Raw genomic sequence first — 20,283 nt, forward strand, 5'->3', positions numbered from 1 at the left:
TATATGGCGTCGCATTACGAAGCACCTATAAGAAGACCCTTAGTTACCGGGGATAAAAGCTACCACGATGTTAGTGTGGATATTGCTGCTCCTGTAGAGGGAAGGGCCAACAAACACTGGTGGATTGTTTTTTCCATTGCCTTGGTGGCATTCCTTTGGGGTATTGGGTGTATCATTTATACTATTTCTACCGGAATTGGTACTTGGGGGCTTAACAGAACAGTTAACTGGGCTTGGGATATTACCAACTTCGTATGGTGGGTAGGTATCGGACACGCCGGTACATTGATTTCGGCGGTACTGTTATTGTTCCGTCAAAAATGGAGAATGGCTATTAACCGTTCTGCAGAGGCGATGACTATTTTCTCTGTAGTTCAGGCAGGACTTTTTCCAATTATTCACATGGGTAGACCATGGTTGGCATACTGGGTATTACCAATACCAAACCAGTTTGGATCTTTGTGGGTAAACTTTAACTCCCCACTTCTATGGGACGTTTTTGCGATCTCTACGTACTTATCTGTTTCCCTTGTATTCTGGTGGACAGGTTTGTTACCGGATTTTGCAATGTTGAGGGATAGGGCAATACTCCCTTTTCAGAAAAAGATATATAGTTTATTAAGTTTTGGATGGAGTGGTCGTGCCAAGGATTGGCAACGATTTGAAGAGGTGTCCTTAGTATTGGCTGGTTTGGCTACCCCATTGGTACTTTCTGTTCACACGATTGTATCTTTTGACTTTGCCACATCCGTAATACCTGGATGGCACACCACTATTTTTCCACCGTATTTTGTTGCAGGTGCCATTTTCTCTGGTTTTGCTATGGTAAACACGCTTCTCATCATTATGAGAAAGGTTTGTCATATGGAAGATTATATTACGGTACAGCATATTGAATTAATGAACATTGTAATCATGATTACCGGTTCCATAGTGGGCTGTGCATATATTACAGAATTGTTTGTGGCTTGGTATTCTGGAGTGGAATATGAACAATATGCATTCTTGAACAGGGCTACAGGTCCTTACTGGTGGGCTTATTGGTCTATGATGACTTGTAACGTATTTTCACCACAGTTTATGTGGTTCAAGAAATTACGTACTAGCATAATGTTCTCATTCTTTATATCCATAGTGGTAAATATTGGTATGTGGTTTGAACGTTTTGTGATTATCGTTACTTCCTTACATAGGGATTACTTGCCATCTTCTTGGACAATGTTCTCTCCATCTTTTGTGGATATTGGAATATTTGTAGGTACCATAGGGTTCTTCTTCGTGTTGTTCCTATTATATTCTCGTACGTTCCCAGTGATTGCGCAAGCGGAAGTAAAATCTATTTTAAAATCTTCTGGAGATCGCTACAAGAAATTAAGGGATGCCGGTCAGCCTTTGTATAAGATTGAAAGGATGCAGGCGGCTAATTTAAAAAGCGAAATTATTACCGATGACGTTTTGATGGGAGAAGAAGTTCCTACAGTGGGGGATAAAACAGGTGTAAATGATTTGCTTAGCAGCTTGGGTACCTTTGATGCAGCAACTCAGACTCCGGATGATTTAAAGAAAATAAAAGGTATAGGTCCCCAGATGGAAGCAACCCTCAATGAGATTGGTATTTATACTTTTGCCCAAGTTGCTAGAATGACCGAAAGGGAGTACGATTTGTTGGACTCTATTACCGGATCTTTCCCTGGTAGGGCGCAACGTGATGATTGGGCCGGTCAGGCGGTTTTACTAAATAATAAAAAATAGGCTATGGCGTCTAAAACAATACATGCATATTATAACGATGATGATGTGTTAATGCATGCAGTAAAGAAGGTAAAGGCTGCAAAACATCATATTGAAGAGGTTTATTGTCCTTTTCCCGTACATGGTTTGGACAAGGCAATGGGATTGGCCCCAACAAGGTTGGCTATTACTTCCTTTTTGTACGGCTGTGTAGGTTTGACCGTAGCCGTTACTATGATGAATTTTATCATGATTGAGGATTGGCCTCAAGATATTGGTGGTAAGCCGAGCTTTAGCTTTTTGGAGAATATGCCGGCATTTGTGCCTATTATGTTTGAGCTTACAGTTTTCTTTGCGGCTCACTTAATGGTTATCACTTTTTATCTTAGAAGTCGTCTTTGGCCTTTTAAAGAAGCTGAAAACCCGGATAAGCGAACTACAGATGACCATTTTTTAATGGAGATTGAAGTGCACGGAGATGAGAAGGAGCTTACCGAATTATTGATGGATACCGGTGCGGTAGAAATCAATGTAATGGAAAATAACAACAGTCACTAACTATGAACAGTTTTAGTAAAATAGCATTAGCGTTTTCAAGCCTATTTTTATTGGTATCCTGCTGGAGTGATCAAACGGAGCCAAACTATCAATACATGCCTAACATGTATGAGCCTGTAGGTTACGAGACGTATCAAGGTTTTAATGAGGACGAAACTACTAGAATTGCTTTGTTCAAGGGAGTTTCCGAGGCAATGTTACCTCCGGACAATACTATTCCCAGGGGTTGGATGCCTTATCCTTATGAAAATTCCCCTTCAGGCAAGGAATTGGCCAGGGTAATGAGCAGTCCCTTGGATTCTCTTGAGAGTGAGGATAATTTAGCGGCGGGTGGTCAATTATATACCATCTATTGTGCTATTTGTCACGGAGATAAGGGTGATGGACAAGGAACTTTGGTAAAAAGAGAAAAGATATTAGGTGTACCTAGCTATGATGATGTAGCTCGTAATATCACCGTTGGTACCACCATGCATACTATTCAATACGGTCTCAATTCCATGGGTTCTTATGCTTCGCAAATGAATACCAAAGAAATGTGGCAAGTTTCCGAGTATGTTATGAAACTTAAAGAAGATTTAACGAAATAATTCCTAGAGAGGCGATATGTATACGTTTTCAAACAAATTAAAAATAGGTTCGTTCATTTTAATGGCTGTAGGATTCCTAGGTATAGCAATAGGTTTCATTAGCATGCCAAGTACCGTGGAGGAAGCAAAGGCAATTGTGGCCAGTCATGATGATGGCCATGGTGCTCATGCAACTGAAACACACGCTGCTACAGGTGGTCATGGTGCTGATGCACATGGCGGGGAACATGACGCTTCTCATGATGAACATGTATTACATCAATTACGGAACAAGCCTTGGGCGGCCCTCTATGTGGGAGCTTTCTTTTTCTTCATGATCTCTCTTGGAGTTTTGGCATTTTATGCTATTCAACGAGCCGCACAAGCAGGATGGTCTCCATTGTTGTTTAGGGTGATGGAAGGTATTACGGCTTATTTGGTGCCTGGGGGTATTATTGTATTCGTAATATTGGTTATGTCCGTATTGCATATGAACCATCTTTTTGTTTGGATGGACCCTGAGGTCGTTGCTCATGATGAACTAATTCAGGGCAAATCCGGATATTTAAATCCTACTTTCTTTTTAATTAGAGCGGCTATCTTTTTAGGTGGATGGATATTCTATCGACAGTATTCTAGAAAATTGTCTTTACAACAGGACGAGGCCAATGATAATGCCAATTTCAAATTGAATTTCAGGTGGTCTGCAGGCTTTTTGGTTTTCTATTTGGTGTCTGAATCCATGATGTCATGGGATTGGATTATGAGTTTGGATCCGCATTGGTTTAGTACCTTATTTGGATGGTATGTGTTTGCGAGTATGTTCGTTTCGGGCATCACCGTAATAGCCATGGTAACTATTTATTTAAAATCCAAAGGATTGTTACCAGACGTAAATGACAGCCATATCCATGATTTAGCCAAGTTTATGTTCGGTATAAGTATCTTCTGGACTTACTTATGGTTCTCTCAATTTATGTTGATATGGTATTCTAATATTCCTGAGGAGGTTACCTACTATATTACCAGAATTGAGGACTTTAAATTACCTTTCTTTGGAATGATAGCAATGAACTTCCTGTTCCCTGTATTGCTTTTGATTAATAGTGATTATAAACGTATAAATTGGTTTGTTGTTCTAGGGGGTATAGTAATCCTTCTTGGGCATTACCTTGATATATTTAATATGGTTATGCCGGCCACTGTGGGTGACCAATGGTCTATTGGTATTCCTGAGATTGGTGCTGTTTTGTTCTTTGCGGGGCTGTTCATTTTCTTTGTATTCAGAGCATTAGCAACAGTTCCTTTACAACCAAAGAGAAATCCATTTATAGAGGAAAGCAGGCATTTCCATTATTAGAGTAATTTTAACGCATAATAGTAGAGCATACGATGACTACAGTATTGATTTTAGCGGTTTTGGTATTAGTGGCAATTGCTATTTGGCAAATGACCAAAATATTTGAATTGTCACAATTAAAGGCCGAGACCTCCCAAATAGCAAACGATAGTGATAACCAAACCAATGGTTATTTATTATTCGCTTTCTTGATTTTCATTTACGCTATTACCATCTTTAGTTTCTATAACTATGGTAAGTTTTTATTGCCGGAGGCGGCTTCAGCACATGGTGACGAGTATGATAGCCTAATGTTGGTATCCTTTGTAATTATATTTTTTGTTCAAACAATTACTCAGGCATTACTTCATTACTTTGGATATAAATACAGAGGTAAAAAGGGTAATAAGGCTTTATTTTATGCGGATAACGATAAGTTAGAGTTTATCTGGACCATTATCCCTGTGGTTGTTTTGGCAGGTTTAATTTTATGGGGTCTTTATACTTGGACTACTATCATGGATGTGAATGATGAGGATGACCCACTTGTGGTTGAGCTTTATGCACAGCAATTTGGTTGGACGGCTAGATATGCCGGTGAGGACAATGTATTGGGAGATGCTAATGTACGAATGATAGATATTAACAAGGCCAATATATTAGGTCTTGATGAGGGAGATTCTTATGCAGCTGATGATGTGGTAGTTAAAGAGTTGCACTTGCCAGTGGGTCGTAAGGTCAATTTTAAAATGAGATCTCAAGATGTTTTGCACTCGGCTTACATGCCTCATTTTAGAGCCCAGATGAACTGTGTACCGGGTATGATTACGGAGTTTTCTTTTACTCCTATTTATACTACCGCGGAAATGCGTCAAAATCCGGATATAAAGGATAAGGTTAGACGCACCAATGAAATACGTTCTGAGAGAGCCGCAAATGGAGAACCAAACTCCGATCCTTGGGAGTTTGATTACATCCTTTTATGTAATAAAATATGTGGTAAATCACACTATAATATGCAAATGAAAATTGTGGTAGAAACACAAGAGGAGTATGAGAAGTGGATTGCCGATCAAGGTACTTTTGCGGAGACGGTATTAAATCAGGGAGATTCCGATACTGCAATGAACGGTGTTCAATAAGTTTCGGTTGGGAGATACAAATTTAGAAGCTAGAAAAGAAAATTAATAAAATTTAGATTATGTCTGTTACAGCACATGCACACGTAGATGACCATGCACATGACGATCATGGGCACCATCACAAAGAGACTTTTGTAACCAAGTACATATTTAGCCAGGATCATAAAATGATTGCCAAGCAATATTTTATCACTGGTGTATTGATAATGGGATTCTTGGGAATAGCAATGTCCCTACTGTTCCGTATGCAATTGGCATGGCCAGGGGAGTCCTTCTCTATTTTTGAGGCTGTTCTCGGAAAATGGGCGCCCGAAGGTGTTATGGATGCTGATGTGTATCTAGCGTTGGTTACTATCCATGGAACATTAATGGTATTTTTTGTACTTACCCAAGGTCTTAGTGGTACCTTTAGTAACCTACTGATTCCATTACAGATTGGTGCCCGAGATATGGCATCAGGATTTATGAACATGCTTTCTTTTTGGATGTTCTTTGTTTCTTGTGTGGTAATGGTGGCTTCCTTATTTATTGAAGCAGGTCCTGCAGCGGCAGGTTGGACTATCTATCCGCCATTGAGTGCCTTGCCAATGGCTCAACAAGGGTCAGGTTTAGGTATGACCCTTTGGTTGGTTTCTATGGCCATTTTCATTGCCTCTTCTCTTTTAGGTTCTTTGAATTATGTAGTTACGGTAATCAATCTGAGAACAAAGGGAATGGCCATGACAAGATTGCCATTAACCATTTGGGCCTTTTTTGTAACGGCTATTATCGGTATCATTTCTTTCCCAGTTCTTTTATCTGCGGCATTACTTCTGATAATGGATAGAAGTTTTGGTACCTCTTTCTTCCTTTCTGATATCTTCATTCAGGGTGAAGTATTACACTACCAGGGAGGTTCGCCCGTTTTGTTCGAACACTTATTTTGGTTCTTGGGTCACCCTGAGGTATACATTGTATTGCTTCCGGCATTGGGAATTACTTCCGAGATTATGTCTACCAATGCAAGAAAGCCAATTTTTGGTTATAGGGCTATGATTGCTTCCATTTTGGCTATCGCCTTTTTATCTACCATAGTATGGGGGCACCACATGTTTATTTCTGGAATGAACCCATTTCTTGGGTCGGTATTTACCTTTACAACTTTGTTGATTGCTATACCTTCCGCCGTTAAAGCTTTTAATTACATTACCACTCTTTGGAAAGGTAACCTACAGCTCAACCCTGCAATGTTGTTCTCTATAGGACTAGTTTCCACTTTCATTACAGGAGGTCTTACAGGTATCATTTTAGGGGATAGTACCTTGGATATTAATGTTCATGATACCTATTTTGTTGTAGCTCACTTCCACTTGGTAATGGGTATTTCTGCCCTATACGGAATGTTTGCAGGTGTTTACCACTGGTTCCCTAAAATGTTTGAGGGTAAATTGATGAACAAAAACTTGGGATATGTACACTTTTGGGTAACCGCAGTTTGTGCTTACGGGGTATTCTTCCCAATGCACTTTGTGGGAATGGCAGGTGTTCCTAGGAGATATTATGAGAATACAGCATTCCCAATGTTTGATGAATTGGCCGATGTGCAAGTCTTAATGACCGTGTTTGCCTTAATCGCTGGTGCAGCTCAGTTGGTATTCGTTTATAACTTTATACATAGTGTTTTCTATGGAAAAGAGGGCCCACAAAATCCTTGGAAATCTACTACTTTGGAATGGACTACCGGTAATAAACATATTCACGGTAACTGGGAGGGACCTATACCTGAAGTTCATCGCTGGGCTTACGATTACAGTAAAGTAGATGAAAATGGAGAGTACATTATTCCTGGTCAGGATTTTGTTCCGCAGATTGTTCCGCTTCAGAAAGACGAAGAGGAACTACATCACTAAAAATATACTTATTCAAATAAAAAATGCCCGACTTATATAGTTGGGCATTTTTTTTGATATATTGAGATAGGCTTTAATTCTTAAGGATAGAAATTCACCACCCTCTGTCTTGAAATAAATAGAATTAGGGCATAAACACTAAACCATTATGAAGCATTTAATTTTATTTCTTTCCTTTTTGTGCGTTCTGCAGGTAAGCGCCCAACGAAAGCCTAAAATAAAAGGGAACAAACAAGTTGTGGATTATCAGGAAGATTTACCGCCCTATAGTGCTATTGAGCTAAAGGATGATTTAGAAATTCATTTACAGAGAGCCGCAGGTGAAGGGTATGCCATTACAGCCGATGATAATCTTATTGATGTTCTAAAATTTAAGGTGGAGGATAGTACCCTGGTCATAAGCTCGTTCTATAATATCACCGGTAAGAAAAAATTGGATATCACGGTGTATTATAATGAATTAAGTGCCATTACGCTATTGGATGGCAAAATGATTGCTGATGGCCCTATAGGTACTCGAGAGCTATATATAAACACCTATAACTCTTCCAAACTTGAATTGAGTACGGACGCAGACCTTACCAATGTAAACATGGAAGGAAATAGTTTTGGCGACTTTAATGTGAATGGTGGTGAAATAAGTCTTATTCTCAAAGATCGCGTAGATGCCAAGGTATATACCATGACGCAATTAAACAATATTAAAATGTATAAGAACGCATCTATAAAATTGGAGGGAACCACCGATCAATTATTTGCAGATCTTATGGAGAATTCTAGTTTGAAAGCGGAAAGGCTGGAGGCTGCAAAAGTCTTTTTAACCATTCAGCATTCCGCAAATGCAGATGTTAATGCAAGTGAAGATTTAGAGTTGACTGCCACCGGTTCGACCAGAACTCATTTATATGGTAATCCACAAGTGACCCTTTTAGAGTTTAATGATACTGCAGAACTTCATAAGGAAAAATAGAGCTTTTCTTTATTGTGCTATTGGGGCGGTCAAACAATGTTCCGGAATTCCAAATCCATTCACAAGACTGTTCAAATGAGGCCGTAACTCTGTACACAGTCTTTCCACTCTTTGTCTAATAGCCTTCGATTTTGTGCTGCCCAAATAACCTTGTTCCAAGTACCAAGCTGCGTCTTTTCTTATTTCATGAAGTGCATATAGGGTAGCCATTTTTTCGAAAAGACTTTTGTACTTGTCATCCTCCATAGTTACAACATAAGTGGAAAAGGTTTCATAGGCCAATTCAACGCTGTAAGCTTTGCCCAAGGCCAGCAAATGTGTTTGAACCTTTAAGAATGCTTGATAGGAAGGCATTCCCTGCTTAATATAGTCTCGTATGCGCATGGCTAGGGTATAGGTCAACCTCCTTGTCCTATAATTAAGTGCATGTTTATGAAATTTAGGATTGTACAAGTGCTCTTTGTCTACTTTGTTGGAGTAAACGGGATTACTGGTGGTGAGGGTATTGTTAAGTTGTATTCCCAATATTTTTAATACTGCTGTAAACCCGGCACTGTTAAATTCTGCTTTAAAATCACTTAAAACCCCTTTTGCGGCCAGTAGAAGCAGCACCGTATTGTCTCCTTCAAATGTGGTGAAGATATCAACGTCACCTTTTAAATCTGCAATTCTGTTTTCCAATAAATATCCTTTTCCTCCGCAAGCCTCCCTACATTCCTGAATAGTGCTATTGGCATACCAGGTAATTATGGATTTGAGTCCGGCCACTTGTGTTTCCACCACACGTTTGTCCGGCTGACTTTCATCGCAATAGGTTTCCATCATTTTGTCCAATGCAAAATGATAAACATAAGTGCCAGCTACCAAAGGTGTCAATCTAACTTGATGAGAAGGATAGTCCATTAAAAGGTCCTCTTGTACTTTAATACTATCATTAAACTGTCTTCTTTGTAAAGCATGTTTAATGGCTACGGTTAGGGAATATTTAGCACCTCCCAATCCGGCGCGAGCCACACAAATTCTACCTCCCACCAAGGTGCCCAACATGGTAAAGAACCTTTTGTTTGGATTTTTGATGTCTGATTTGTAATTGCCATCTTCCGTTATATCTCCATACTTATTTAGGAGATTTTCCCTTGGTACGGCTACTTGGTGAAACCATATTTTACCATTATCAACCCCATTAAGCCCTAATTTATATCCGTTGTCCTCTACTTTTACACCGGGCAATAGTTCATGGTTTTTATCTCTTAAGGGTACTAGAATAGCGTGAACTCCCTCGTTCTTGCCATTTACGATCAGCTGGGCAAATACAGATGCCATTTTGGAATGAAGGGCATTTCCAATGTATTCCTTATTGTCATTGTTCCCCGGTGTATGTATGATGATATGGTCCGTTTTTGGGTCGTAGGTTGCCGTTGTCTTAATTCCCCTAACGTTGGAGCCGTGACCGGTTTCCGTCATGGCAAAGCATCCTAATAGTTTTGCTTTTCCAGTATCGGTTAAATACTGGTCATGGTGTTTTTTAGTACCAAGCTTTTGAATACTACCTCCAAAAAGTCCGAATTGAACACCGAATTTTATGCAAAGACTGCCATCGGCATACATCATATTTTCAAACATATAAGCATAGCCTTCCATATTGTTCGTACCGCCATAGTCATTTGGGTAGGCCAATGCCCCAAATCCCTTTTCGGCCAAAAAGGTCACTTGATCCAATACTTTTTGGCGAAAGTTTTCCTTGTTTCTGTGAATGTCCCACTCAAAAATCGGATGGTTCAGCGTTTGTCTAAAATTGTCTATCAGTAGAGTATGTTTTCCTTTTAATAGTTGGTCTAAACGGGCAGCGTCGTAATAATTGGAACTACTTTCATGAACTACATCAACATCAAATAAATGATTGTAATGATTGGGCTGAATTCCTAGGTTAACTTCAATATGTTCTAAGGGTGTTGTTTCCACCGTAGCGGTATGGTAGTGGCGTATTATTTTTTCACTAAAGGATGCCAGTGGATGCGTTTCGCTCTCAATTAATTTCACTTTGGAGTTGGAGATAAAAAGCTTCCAGTTTTTCATGACATCGTCTGCCGGCGGATTTTTGGGCTGCAACCAATTTAAGAGGTCTTCCTTTTCCGAAGGGGATAATTTTTCGTCTTGTTCAATAGTGTTTTGAACCACGTTGATTTCCGAAGCGGTTACCAAATTGTCTGACCAAATCACATAAAATAGAGGAATGTATTTTAATACTTGCGGAGGGTATACTTGTTTTTGCATAAAATGAATTTACGATTTTTTTGATTTAATTTTCCACTGGATTTTTGGGAATTAAAAAATAGAACGCCACATTTTTGACAATCCCGTATTTAAAAGTTCTGCCTTCTTTCCTGTATCTTTGTTTTTCTATGAATGAGTATCTAGACCCTACCGGTGATCACTTTTCCTCAGAGGAAATGGATATTGAAAAAGCCTTGCGCCCGGTTACTTTTGATGATTTTACGGGACAACAGCAGGTTTTGGAAAACCTTAAAATTTTTGTTCAGGCAGCCAACCAAAGGGGAGAGGCATTGGATCACACTCTTTTTCATGGTCCTCCGGGACTGGGTAAGACTACCTTGGCCCACATTTTGGCCAATGAGTTAGGTGTTGGGATAAAGGTGACCTCTGGTCCTGTATTGGATAAGCCCGGGGATTTGGCTGGCTTATTGACCAATCTAGATGAAAGGGACGTACTTTTTATTGATGAGATTCACAGATTAAGCCCTATTGTGGAAGAATACCTTTACTCCGCAATGGAAGATTACAAAATAGATATCATGATAGAATCGGGCCCAAATGCCCGTACGGTTCAAATTAATTTGAATCCGTTTACTTTAATTGGAGCCACAACGCGCTCCGGATTGTTAACGGCACCTATGAGAGCCCGTTTTGGTATTTCCAGCCGATTGCAATATTATGATACGGAGTTGCTTTCCACGATTGTACAACGTAGTGCAGATATATTAAAAGTGCCCATTAGCAATGAGGCTTCCATTGAAATTGCGGGCCGTAGTAGAGGAACGCCCCGTATCTGTAATGCACTTTTACGCCGGGTGCGTGACTTTGCCCAAATAAAGGGTAATGGATCGATTGATCTGGAAATTTCAAAATTCAGCTTAAAGGCACTTAATGTGGATGCCCATGGTTTGGATGAAATGGATAATAAAATACTTTCTACCATCATAGAAAAGTTTAAGGGAGGCCCCGTGGGAATCACTACCCTGGCAACCGCAGTTTCTGAAAGCGCCGAAACCATTGAGGAGGTTTATGAACCTTTTTTGATTCAACAGGGCTTTATTATGAGAACACCTAGGGGTAGGGAGGTAACGGAGCTTGCTTATAGGCATTTGGGAAAAACCAAACCTGGAGCCCAGCAAGGACTTTTTTAATACTTAACAAATGGAGAAAGCTGTAAATGAAATTGTAACGGTATCTCCTATAGAGGTTTTTAAGAATAGAAAAAGGATCTTAAAAAACCCCTTGCCCTTTCATCATGAAAATTTTGAGAAATATGGCGATACCTTTAAAGTAAATATAGGTGTTGGGGGTAAAGTGGTTTTTACCAAGGATGCAGAAACCATTCAATACATTCTACAAAAGAATCATAAAAACTACCATAAATCCTCTTTGCAGACCAAAGACTTAGGAAAATACATTGGTCGTGGTCTGCTGACTTCTAACGGTGGTTTTTGGAGGGTTCACCGGCGTATGGTTCAGCCTGCCTTTCATAAAAGGAAATTACAAGGTTTATTGGGTGTGATGTTCAAAAGTATTGAACAGGAATTGAAAAGAATTAAGGAGGATAGAGATTATGATGTGTTTCCCCTTATGGGAGATATCGCCTTTCAAGTGGTAGCCCAGTCCCTTTTCAGTGCGGACAATCTTCGTAAACGAATGAGACGGCTTCAAGAAATTACGGAAACCAACCAGAAAATGCTCATTAAAGAAATGAGACAGCCATTTTTTAAATGGTGGTTTCATCTAAAAGGTGAAATTGGCAAACATTTGAAACTTTCCAAGGAAGCCCAGGAACTATTGGACACTATTATCAACGAGAGGATATCTTCAGGGGCTGAAAAAGATGACCTTTTGGATATGTTATTGCAAGCACGGTATGAGGATGGCACGCCTATGTCTAGGCAACAATTGATAGATGAAGTACTTATTTTGTTTACGGCGGGCCATGAGACCACTGCAAATGCCCTAAGTTTTACGCTTTTTTTGTTGGCAAAGAACCCTAAATTTCAAGAGGAGGTTTTTAAGGAAGTAAGTAAAGTAGATTTTTCCGCAGACTTGATGGAAGCAATTTCGCAATTGAATTTTACCAAAAACTGCATTGAGGAAGCCATGAGACTTTATCCACCCGTGTATGTAATAGATAGGGTGAGTTTGGAAACCGATAAGGTAAAAGGAAGAACCTATGAAAAGGATACGGTCTGGCTCATGAGTATGTACGAACTTCATAGAACGGAAACTTGTTGGAAAGACCCTGAAAAGTTTGATCCGTACAGATTTCAAAAAGGTGACCCTAAGCGGTACGCTTCCTATTACTATCCTTTTGGTGCCGGCCCCAGAATGTGTGTTGGTAATAACTTTGCCATGTTTGAAATGGTTTTGGTTATAGGCTTGATCTTAAAAAAATACAAGGTTGGCACCCAAATGAGGGAGGTTGCCATCAACCCATTGATATCCTTAAAGCCAAAAAGCGTGCCGTTACAGTTTTCGATGCGATAGCCTCGCTTTTTTTGGTTTCGGTTTAATTGTACCTTCGTTTTAAATTAGTCCAATTGAATTCCCAATCAACTTATACCGATATAATCAAAAAGGAAGCCCAGCGTCTGGGTTTTCTTTCCTGTGGAATTTCCAAAGCAGAATTTCTTGAGGAGGAAGCACCTCGCCTCGAAAAATGGCTGAACAAGCAAATGCATGGGGAAATGGGCTATATGGCAAACCATTTTGACAAACGTCTGGACCCTCGTTTGTTGGTAGACGGAGCAAAATCGGTTATATCCCTTTTACTTAATTACTATCCGAAAGAACAACAAAGGTCCGGAACGTATAAAATCTCAAAATATGCCTATGGGCAAGACTATCATCATATTATAAAAGGTAAACTAAGGCAGCTGCAGGAGTTTATTGCAAAGGAAATTGGTGAAGTGAGCGGTAGGGCATTTGTAGATTCTGCCCCAGTTCTTGATAAGGCGTGGGCGGCAAAAAGTGGGTTGGGTTGGATAGGTAAGAACAGTAATTTATTGACTCAGCAAGTGGGTTCCTTCTATTTTATTGCGGAGCTGATCGTTGACCTTGAACTGGATTATGATACCCCTGTTACCGATCATTGCGGTACCTGTACGGCCTGTATTGATGCTTGCCCTACCAGCGCCATTGTGGAGCCTTATGTGGTAGATGGCAGTAAATGTATTTCTTATCTTACGATTGAACTGAAAAATGAATTGCCTACCCATTTTAAGGGCAAGCTGGATGATTGGGCCTTTGGTTGTGATGTTTGCCAAGATGTTTGCCCATGGAACCGTTTTTCAAAACCGCATCAAGAACCGCTTTTTAATCCGCATCCAAATTTGTTGGAAATGACCAAAAACGATTGGGAAGAAATTACGGAAGATGTTTTTAAAAAGGTGTTTAGAAAATCGGCAGTAAAACGTACTAAATTTTCAGGTCTTAAGAGAAATATCGATTTTCTGAAATAATCGCAAATTAATTTTAAAATTCCTCCATTTTATTTCCTCTTAAGCTTATTTTATTCCACTTATGCACGAATAAAGAAGTTTTTTTATTCTCTAACGTTTTCGGTTAATATCTTCTTTTTTTAATTGGTCGTTTTACGTTTTTAGTTTTCTAACTTGGTCTAAAGTAGCTGAAAATTACAGGCTTTCAATGATTTTTTGGCTGTACACCATTTAAGAAGACTCAACTTTTACGAATTCCATACATGCAAAACAAGGTGCAATTGATCACTTATGTTGATCGAATAGGCTGCGAGAATATTTCCGATTTAAAAAGCTTGATTCAAAATCAGTTTAAAGGATTGTTTGGGGGAGTACACCTTCTTCCATTTTTCAATCCTATAGACGGGGAAGATGCTGGTTTTGATCCAAAAAACCATGCCCAGATTGACCCAAGGCTTGGAAATTGGAATGACCTAAAATCCCTAAGCGAAGAAGTGGATATTATGGCCGATTTAATTGTAAACCATATTTCAGCAGAATCGGAACAATTTCAAAATTATCTTGAAAAGGGGGAAAAGTCTGAATTTAATGAGTTGATCTTAACGGAGGATAAGGTTTTTCCAAATGGGGCATCCAAGGAAGAAATTACAAAAATTTATAGACCCAGACCCGGTCTCCCTTTTACCAAATTCACTTTGGCAGATGGTGCGGAAAAGAATGTTTGGACCACCTTTACTTCCAATCAAATAGATATTGATGTTACTTCAAAAAAAGGGGAGGAGTATTTAGATAACATACTCCAAACATTTGAGGCTTCCGGTGTTACTATGATTCGCTTAGATGCAGCGGGTTATGCCATTAAAAAAGCAGGAACTTCCTGTTTTATGATCGATGAAACTTTTGAGTTTATATCGGCCATTACGGAAAAGGCCCGTGCAAAGGGAATCGCCGTATTGGTGGAGATTCATTCTTTTTACCAGACCCAAATAGAAATTGCCAAAAGAGTAGATTATGTGTATGATTTTGCGTTGCCTGTTTTGGTACTTGATACCCTGTTCAACAAAGATGCCGGTAATTTAAAAAACTGGTTAGCGATTTCTCCAAGAAATGTGGTTACGGTGTTGGATACCCATGACGGGATTGGTATCGTGGATGTGGCATCTGAAGATGGAAAACCTGGATTGATCAAAGATGATGTGCTCAGCGATATTGTTGAAAAAATGCATAAAAATAGTAGTGGTACAAGTAGAAAAGCTACCGGTGCCGCTGCTTCCAATTTGGATCTGTATCAAGTGAACAGTACGTATTTTGAAGCCTTGGGCAGAAATGAAAAGGAGTATCTTATTGCGCGGTGTATTCAGTTTTTTGTTCCCGGAGTGCCTCAGGTTTATTACGTAGGGTTGCTAGCGGGTGAGAATGATATGGCACTTTTAAAGGAGACCAATGTTGGGCGTGATATTAACCGCCACTTTTATACATTAAAGGAAATTGATGAACGCATTGATTCCTACTTTTTTCAAAATTTCAAAAAACTCATAGTTTTAAGAAATTCCCATCCCGCTTTTGAAGGTATTTTTGAGGTGAAGGATACAAAGTCCAATGTCCTTCATTTAAAATGGCTTAATGGTAAGGAGTGGGCGGAGCTGTTTGTTTACTTGGATGTAATGGAGGTTGAAATAATTTACTCTGAGTCTTCATTGGAACAGAAATTGACCTTTTCTTAATTAGTAAAGAAAGAACTTCATACCGGAAAATAAAGGTATGAAGGTAGAAGGCCTAGTTGCGTAATTGTTAAAACGCTATCTTGTTGGGCATATTTAATTGATTTGATTACAATCTTATGAAAATTAAAAAGCCAGCCTTAAGTTTTTGGCAGATTTGGAATATGAATGTGGGTTTCTTTGGAATCCAGTTCAGTTTTGGTCTGCAACAAACTGCCGTCAATCCTATATTCTCCTTTTTAGGGGCTCATCATGAGGAATTGCCTCTTTTAAATTTGGCAGGTCCTGTAACCGGATTGCTCATCCAACCGATAATTGGGGCCATATCGGACAAAACATGGTCTCCTAGATGGGGACGTAGAAAACCTTTCTTCCTCATTGGGGCAATTACAGCCAGTATTTGTCTTTTTGCTTTTCCTTATAGTTCCCATTTATGGTTTGCGGTAGGTCTTCTTTGGATTTTGGATGCCGCCAATAATACGGCAATGGAACCGTACAGGGCCTTTGTTGGCGATAAGTTACCGGACCATCAGCTTACTTATGGCTTTCAAATGCAAAGTTTGTTCGTTGGTGCAGGGATTACCTTGGCCAACTTTTCACTTTTCCTATTTCAGGATTGGTTTGGAGTAGCTTCAGAGGCAGGTAGTCTTTGTTCAACAACTACTGAAACGGTTTCGGCAATTCCTACTTGGGTGTATTACTCCTTCTTTTTGGGAGCGGTTGCCTCTTTAGGGACTATCTTATGGTCTGTCTACAAGACGCCGGAAATTCCACCTTCCGAAGAAGAAATTGCACATATTCAAAAACACTCCAAGAAATCACTGGTTGCTAGAATGATTGCGCCCTTTGCAGAAATTTTTAATGCCATAGGCGATATGCCAAAGCTAATGTGGAGATTGGCCGGAGTTTACCTTTTTCAGTGGTACGCCCTCTTTGTCTATTGGCAGTTTATCACTCCCATGTTACGTTCCAGTATGTACGGCATCAGTTCGGAAGACAATGAAAAGTTTGAATCCATTATGGCAGCCTGTAACTCTGGTGGGGTTGTAGGAACAGGGGATATGGCTTTTGCACAGAACATTCAAAATCTATCGGAACAAGCATTGGCGCAAACAGGTTTAATGAACGGTACCTATAATTTGGTTACAATGCTGGTCGCTTTGTTGTTGGTGCCTATCGCTAGAAAATATAGTTCAAAATTGGTATATGTCTGTAGTTTAGTGCTCACCGGTATTGCCATGTTGAGTATGCCTTTTATTAGCAACCAATATGGGCTATTGGTTCCCATGATATTATTCGGTATCGGTTGGGCGGCAATGATGGGTATTCCATATGCAATGGTATCTAAGGTGATTCCGGAAGATAGAAGGGGTGTTTATATGGGCATCGTAAATATGATGATTGTCATTCCTATGCTCATTCAAACCGTATCATTTGGTTTTATTATCAAAAACTATTTAGGCAACAGTGCTGTTAACGCTATTCTTTTTGGAGGGGTATTTTTCATCATAGCAGCAGTTTTAGCCATGAGGTTGCGTATTCCCAAGGACGAAGAAAAGATAATAATTTAGAGTTAAGTTGTTTGTTTAGAGCGGGAAGTATTTTTGTTCCCGCTCTTTTTTTATGCTCTTTCCGATTTTTTCTCAAAAGGCGTTTATTAAAAATTAAATCATGGGAAGATAAGTCCTTCATCTTTTTCTATGTTTTCAGAAGAATACTGTTAAATTTGGTCTACAAAGGAGAACACTATGAGCAAACAAAAACAGAGAAGGGAAGCTTTGGTATACCACGCAAAGCCCCAGCCCGGTAAAATAAAGATTGTACCAACCAAACCTTATGCTACACAAAGAGACTTGGCGTTGGCATATTCACCTGGGGTTGCAGAACCTTGTCTGGAGATTGAAAAGGATAAATCCAATGCTTATAAATATACCTCCAAAGGAAATTTGGTAGCCGTCATTTCCAACGGTACTGCTGTTTTAGGTCTCGGGAATATAGGACCTGAGGCGTCAAAACCAGTGATGGAAGGAAAGGGTCTCTTGTTCAAGATTTTTGCGGATATCGATGGAATTGATATTGAAGTGGATACAGAGGATGTGGATGAGTTTGTTCGTACGGTAAAAAATATCGCGCCCACTTTTGGAGGAATCAATTTAGAGGATATAAAGGCGCCAGAAGCCTTTGAGATAGAAAGAAGGTTAAAGGAAGAACTTGATATTCCTGTCATGCATGATGATCAGCATGGAACTGCCATCATATCTGCAGCCGCTTTATTAAATGCCTTGGAATTGGCAGATAAGAAAATGGAAGATGTGCAGATTGTGATCAGCGGGGCCGGTGCAGCTGCCGTTTCCTGTACAAAATTGTACAAGGCATTTGGTGCTAAAGCAGAGAATATTGTGATGTTGGACAGCAAGGGGGTTATCCGTAAGGATGCCGAAAACTTGTCCGCCGCCAAGTTGGAGTTTGCAACCGATAAGGATATTAGAACCTTGGAGGAGGCAATGAAGGATTGTGATGTTTTCATTGGTCTGTCCATAGCAGATATAGTTTCACCAGAAATGTTGCTGTCCATGGCAGACAACCCCATTGTTTTTGCCATGGCAAATCCAAACCCGGAAATTGCCTATGATTTGGCATTGGATACCCGAAAGGATATTATAATGGCCACGGGCCGCTCCGATCACCCAAACCAGGTGAACAATGTTCTAGGTTTCCCCTTTATCTTTAGGGGAGCATTGGATGTACGTGCTACAGGTATTAACGAAGCGATGAAAATGGCTGCCGTAAAAGCGTTGGCAGAGTTGGCCAAACAGCCGGTGCCGGAACAGGTAAACATCGCATATGGGGAAACAAGGCTTTCTTTCAATCGTGAATATATAATTCCAAAGCCTTTTGATCCAAGGCTGATCGCCGAGATTCCACCAGCAGTTGCAAAAGCGGCTATAGAAAGCGGTGTGGCTCAACAACCCGTTGAGGATTGGGAAAAGTACAAAGAAGAACTGTTGCAGCGATCAGGGAGTGACAACAAGGTGGTACGCTTACTGCACAACAGGGCAAAAAGTAATAAAAAACGTATTGTTTTTGCGGAAGCCGATCATTTAGATGTGCTCAAGGCGGCACAGATAGTTTACGAAGAAGGTATTGCGGATCCCATTCTTTTAGGTAAAAAGGAGGTAGTTCTTGAACTTAAAAAAGAATTGGAGTTTGATGCGGATATTCCCATTCTTGATCCTACATCCCAAGAGTTTGATGAAAAACATATAAGGTACGCCACTAAATTTTGGGAAAGTAGAAAGCGTAGCGGAACTACCTTGTACAGCTCAAAGATAAAAATGCGAGAGCGTAATTATTTTGGGGCCATGATGGTTTTGGAAGGGGATGCCGACGGGATGATATCGGGATATTCACGGGCATACCCAACTGTAGTAAAACCCATTTTTGAAGTTATTGGGAGGGCGGCAAATGTAAAAAAAGCTGCAACGGTCAATATTATGATAACCGATATGGGGCCCTTGTTTTTAGCGGATACCTCCATTAATATAGACCCCAATGCAGAGGAATTGGCAGAAATTGCCTTGAACACCGCCAACGTGGCCAGTACATTTGGCTTTGACCCGGTTATGGCGCTTCTTTCTTACGCAAACTATGGCTCTTCTTCACATCAAAACGCAAAAAAGGTGAGAGATGCGGTGCATATCCTGCATGAAACCAATCCAAAGTTGGTGGTGGATGGTGAAATTCAAACAGATTTCGCCTTAAACAAAGAATTACTCCAAAGCCAATTCCCGTTCTCCAAGCTTGCGGGAAAAAAGGTAAACACCCTAATATTCCCTAATCTGGAATCGGCAAATATCACTTACAAGCTATTAAAGGAATTGAACAAGGCAGATTCTATAGGCCCTATCATGGTAGGATTGAGAAGGTCCGTTCATATTTTGCAGTTGGGTGCCAGTGTAGATGAAATGGTAAACATGACGGCTGTGGCAGTAATAGATGCCCAAGAAAGGGAAAAGAGAAAAAAGGCGAAGACCACCAATTAAAATTGTAAAGCGAATATGATTCACCACCTTAAAGGAAAACTGGTTGAAAAAACCCCAACGTATGTGGTTATTGAATGCGGCGGGGTAGGTTATTTTGTGAATATATCGCTACATACATTTTCCAATCTATCGGATTCGGAAAGTATTCAACTTTTTACACATTTACAGGTTAAGGAAGATGCACATACCCTTTTTGGTTTTGCCCAAAAATCAGAAAGGGAAATATTTCGTTTACTAATATCGGTTTCGGGCATCGGCTCCAGTATTGCCCGCACTATGTTGTCTTCCATGGAACCACCTCAAATTAGGGATGCTATTGCCAATGGAGATGCGGCTACCATACAGTCTATTAAGGGGATAGGTGCGAAAACGGCTCAAAGGGTAATTTTGGACCTTAAAGACAAAATTCTTAAAGTTTACGATATTGGTGAAGTTTCCGCACCAACAAACAATACAAATAAAGAAGAAGCGTTATCTGCTTTAGAGGTTCTTGGCTTTGCAAGAAGAGCTGCCGAAAAGGTAGTGGACAAAGTGCTAGGGCAGGATCCTTCTCTTAGCGTGGAGAACATTATAAAACTTGCGCTTAAAAATTTGTAAC

The 20,283-nt window shown here is 40.0% G+C and carries 15 protein-coding genes; 14 read left to right on the forward strand and 1 reads right to left on the reverse strand.

All coding sequences use genetic code 11. The annotated features are described in order from the left end of the window. The first annotated feature begins 3 nt into the window (after positions 1–3). The 7 genes from nrfD (at position 4) to IL355_RS15905 (ending at position 8,198) form a co-directional block, all read left to right on the forward strand. A complete protein-coding gene (gene nrfD / locus IL355_RS15875; protein WP_192463104.1) occupies positions 4–1,752 on the forward strand; it encodes an NrfD/PsrC family molybdoenzyme membrane anchor subunit in 1,749 nt (582 codons plus the stop codon). A 3-nt stretch (positions 1,753–1,755) separates the two neighbouring features. Then, complete coding sequence (locus tag IL355_RS15880) at positions 1,756–2,289, forward strand: DUF3341 domain-containing protein (RefSeq protein WP_187456101.1); 534 nt, start codon at positions 1,756–1,758, stop codon at positions 2,287–2,289. 2 nt (positions 2,290–2,291) lie between these two features. Beyond that, the gene (locus IL355_RS15885; protein ID WP_187456100.1) at positions 2,292–2,879 is read left to right on the forward strand and encodes a c-type cytochrome; all 588 of its coding nucleotides are present in this window, start codon (positions 2,292–2,294) and stop codon (positions 2,877–2,879) included. A gap of 16 nt (positions 2,880–2,895) precedes the next feature. Beyond that, positions 2,896–4,218, forward strand: coding sequence for a quinol:cytochrome C oxidoreductase (locus tag IL355_RS15890; RefSeq protein WP_192463105.1), 1,323 nt, complete (start codon positions 2,896–2,898; stop codon positions 4,216–4,218). A 32-nt stretch (positions 4,219–4,250) separates the two neighbouring features. Continuing rightward, complete coding sequence (locus IL355_RS15895) at positions 4,251–5,339, forward strand: cytochrome c oxidase subunit II (protein ID WP_187456098.1); 1,089 nt, start codon at positions 4,251–4,253, stop codon at positions 5,337–5,339. A gap of 59 nt (positions 5,340–5,398) precedes the next feature. Beyond that, positions 5,399–7,228, forward strand: a complete 1,830-nt coding sequence (locus tag IL355_RS15900) for a cytochrome c oxidase subunit I (protein WP_192463106.1) — start codon at positions 5,399–5,401, stop codon at positions 7,226–7,228. Between the two features lie 148 nt (positions 7,229–7,376). After that, entirely contained in the window at positions 7,377–8,198 is an 822-nt protein-coding gene (locus IL355_RS15905) for a GIN domain-containing protein (protein ID WP_192463107.1), read from the forward strand. A 9-nt stretch (positions 8,199–8,207) separates the two neighbouring features. On the opposite strand, the gene IL355_RS15910 is transcribed toward IL355_RS15905, so the two are convergent. Continuing rightward, positions 8,208–10,472, reverse strand: coding sequence for an acyl-CoA dehydrogenase family protein (locus IL355_RS15910; protein ID WP_192463108.1), 2,265 nt, complete (start codon positions 10,470–10,472; stop codon positions 8,208–8,210). A gap of 128 nt (positions 10,473–10,600) precedes the next feature. Between IL355_RS15910 and ruvB the strand changes: the two genes are divergently transcribed. The 7 genes from ruvB to ruvA all read left to right on the forward strand — a co-directional run bounded on the left by ruvB (position 10,601) and on the right by ruvA (position 20,282). Next, positions 10,601–11,623: a Holliday junction branch migration DNA helicase RuvB gene (gene ruvB / locus IL355_RS15915; RefSeq protein ID WP_192463109.1), complete on the forward strand. Its 1,023-nt coding sequence runs from the start codon at positions 10,601–10,603 to the stop codon at positions 11,621–11,623. 10 nt (positions 11,624–11,633) lie between these two features. Further along, the gene (locus IL355_RS15920) at positions 11,634–12,968 is read left to right on the forward strand and encodes a cytochrome P450 (RefSeq protein ID WP_192463110.1); all 1,335 of its coding nucleotides are present in this window, start codon (positions 11,634–11,636) and stop codon (positions 12,966–12,968) included. 53 nt (positions 12,969–13,021) lie between these two features. Continuing rightward, positions 13,022–13,942, forward strand: a complete 921-nt coding sequence (gene queG / locus IL355_RS15925; RefSeq protein ID WP_192463111.1) for a tRNA epoxyqueuosine(34) reductase QueG — start codon at positions 13,022–13,024, stop codon at positions 13,940–13,942. Positions 13,943–14,184: 242 nt separating this feature from the next. Next, positions 14,185–15,645 (forward strand): sucrose phosphorylase, encoded by a 1,461-nt coding sequence (gtfA, locus tag IL355_RS15930; protein WP_192463112.1) that lies wholly within the window; start codon positions 14,185–14,187, stop codon positions 15,643–15,645. Between the two features lie 116 nt (positions 15,646–15,761). Next, positions 15,762–17,213, forward strand: coding sequence for an MFS transporter (locus tag IL355_RS15935; RefSeq protein ID WP_192463113.1), 1,452 nt, complete (start codon positions 15,762–15,764; stop codon positions 17,211–17,213). A 177-nt stretch (positions 17,214–17,390) separates the two neighbouring features. Continuing rightward, complete coding sequence (locus IL355_RS15940; protein ID WP_192463114.1) at positions 17,391–19,685, forward strand: NADP-dependent malic enzyme; 2,295 nt, start codon at positions 17,391–17,393, stop codon at positions 19,683–19,685. 15 nt (positions 19,686–19,700) lie between these two features. After that, the gene (gene ruvA / locus IL355_RS15945) at positions 19,701–20,282 is read left to right on the forward strand and encodes a Holliday junction branch migration protein RuvA (RefSeq protein WP_192463115.1); all 582 of its coding nucleotides are present in this window, start codon (positions 19,701–19,703) and stop codon (positions 20,280–20,282) included. The last annotated feature ends 1 nt before the right edge of the window (position 20,283 follow it).

This window comes from Euzebyella saccharophila (genome assembly GCF_014855495.1).
Classification (GTDB): domain Bacteria; phylum Bacteroidota; class Bacteroidia; order Flavobacteriales; family Flavobacteriaceae; genus Euzebyella; species Euzebyella saccharophila.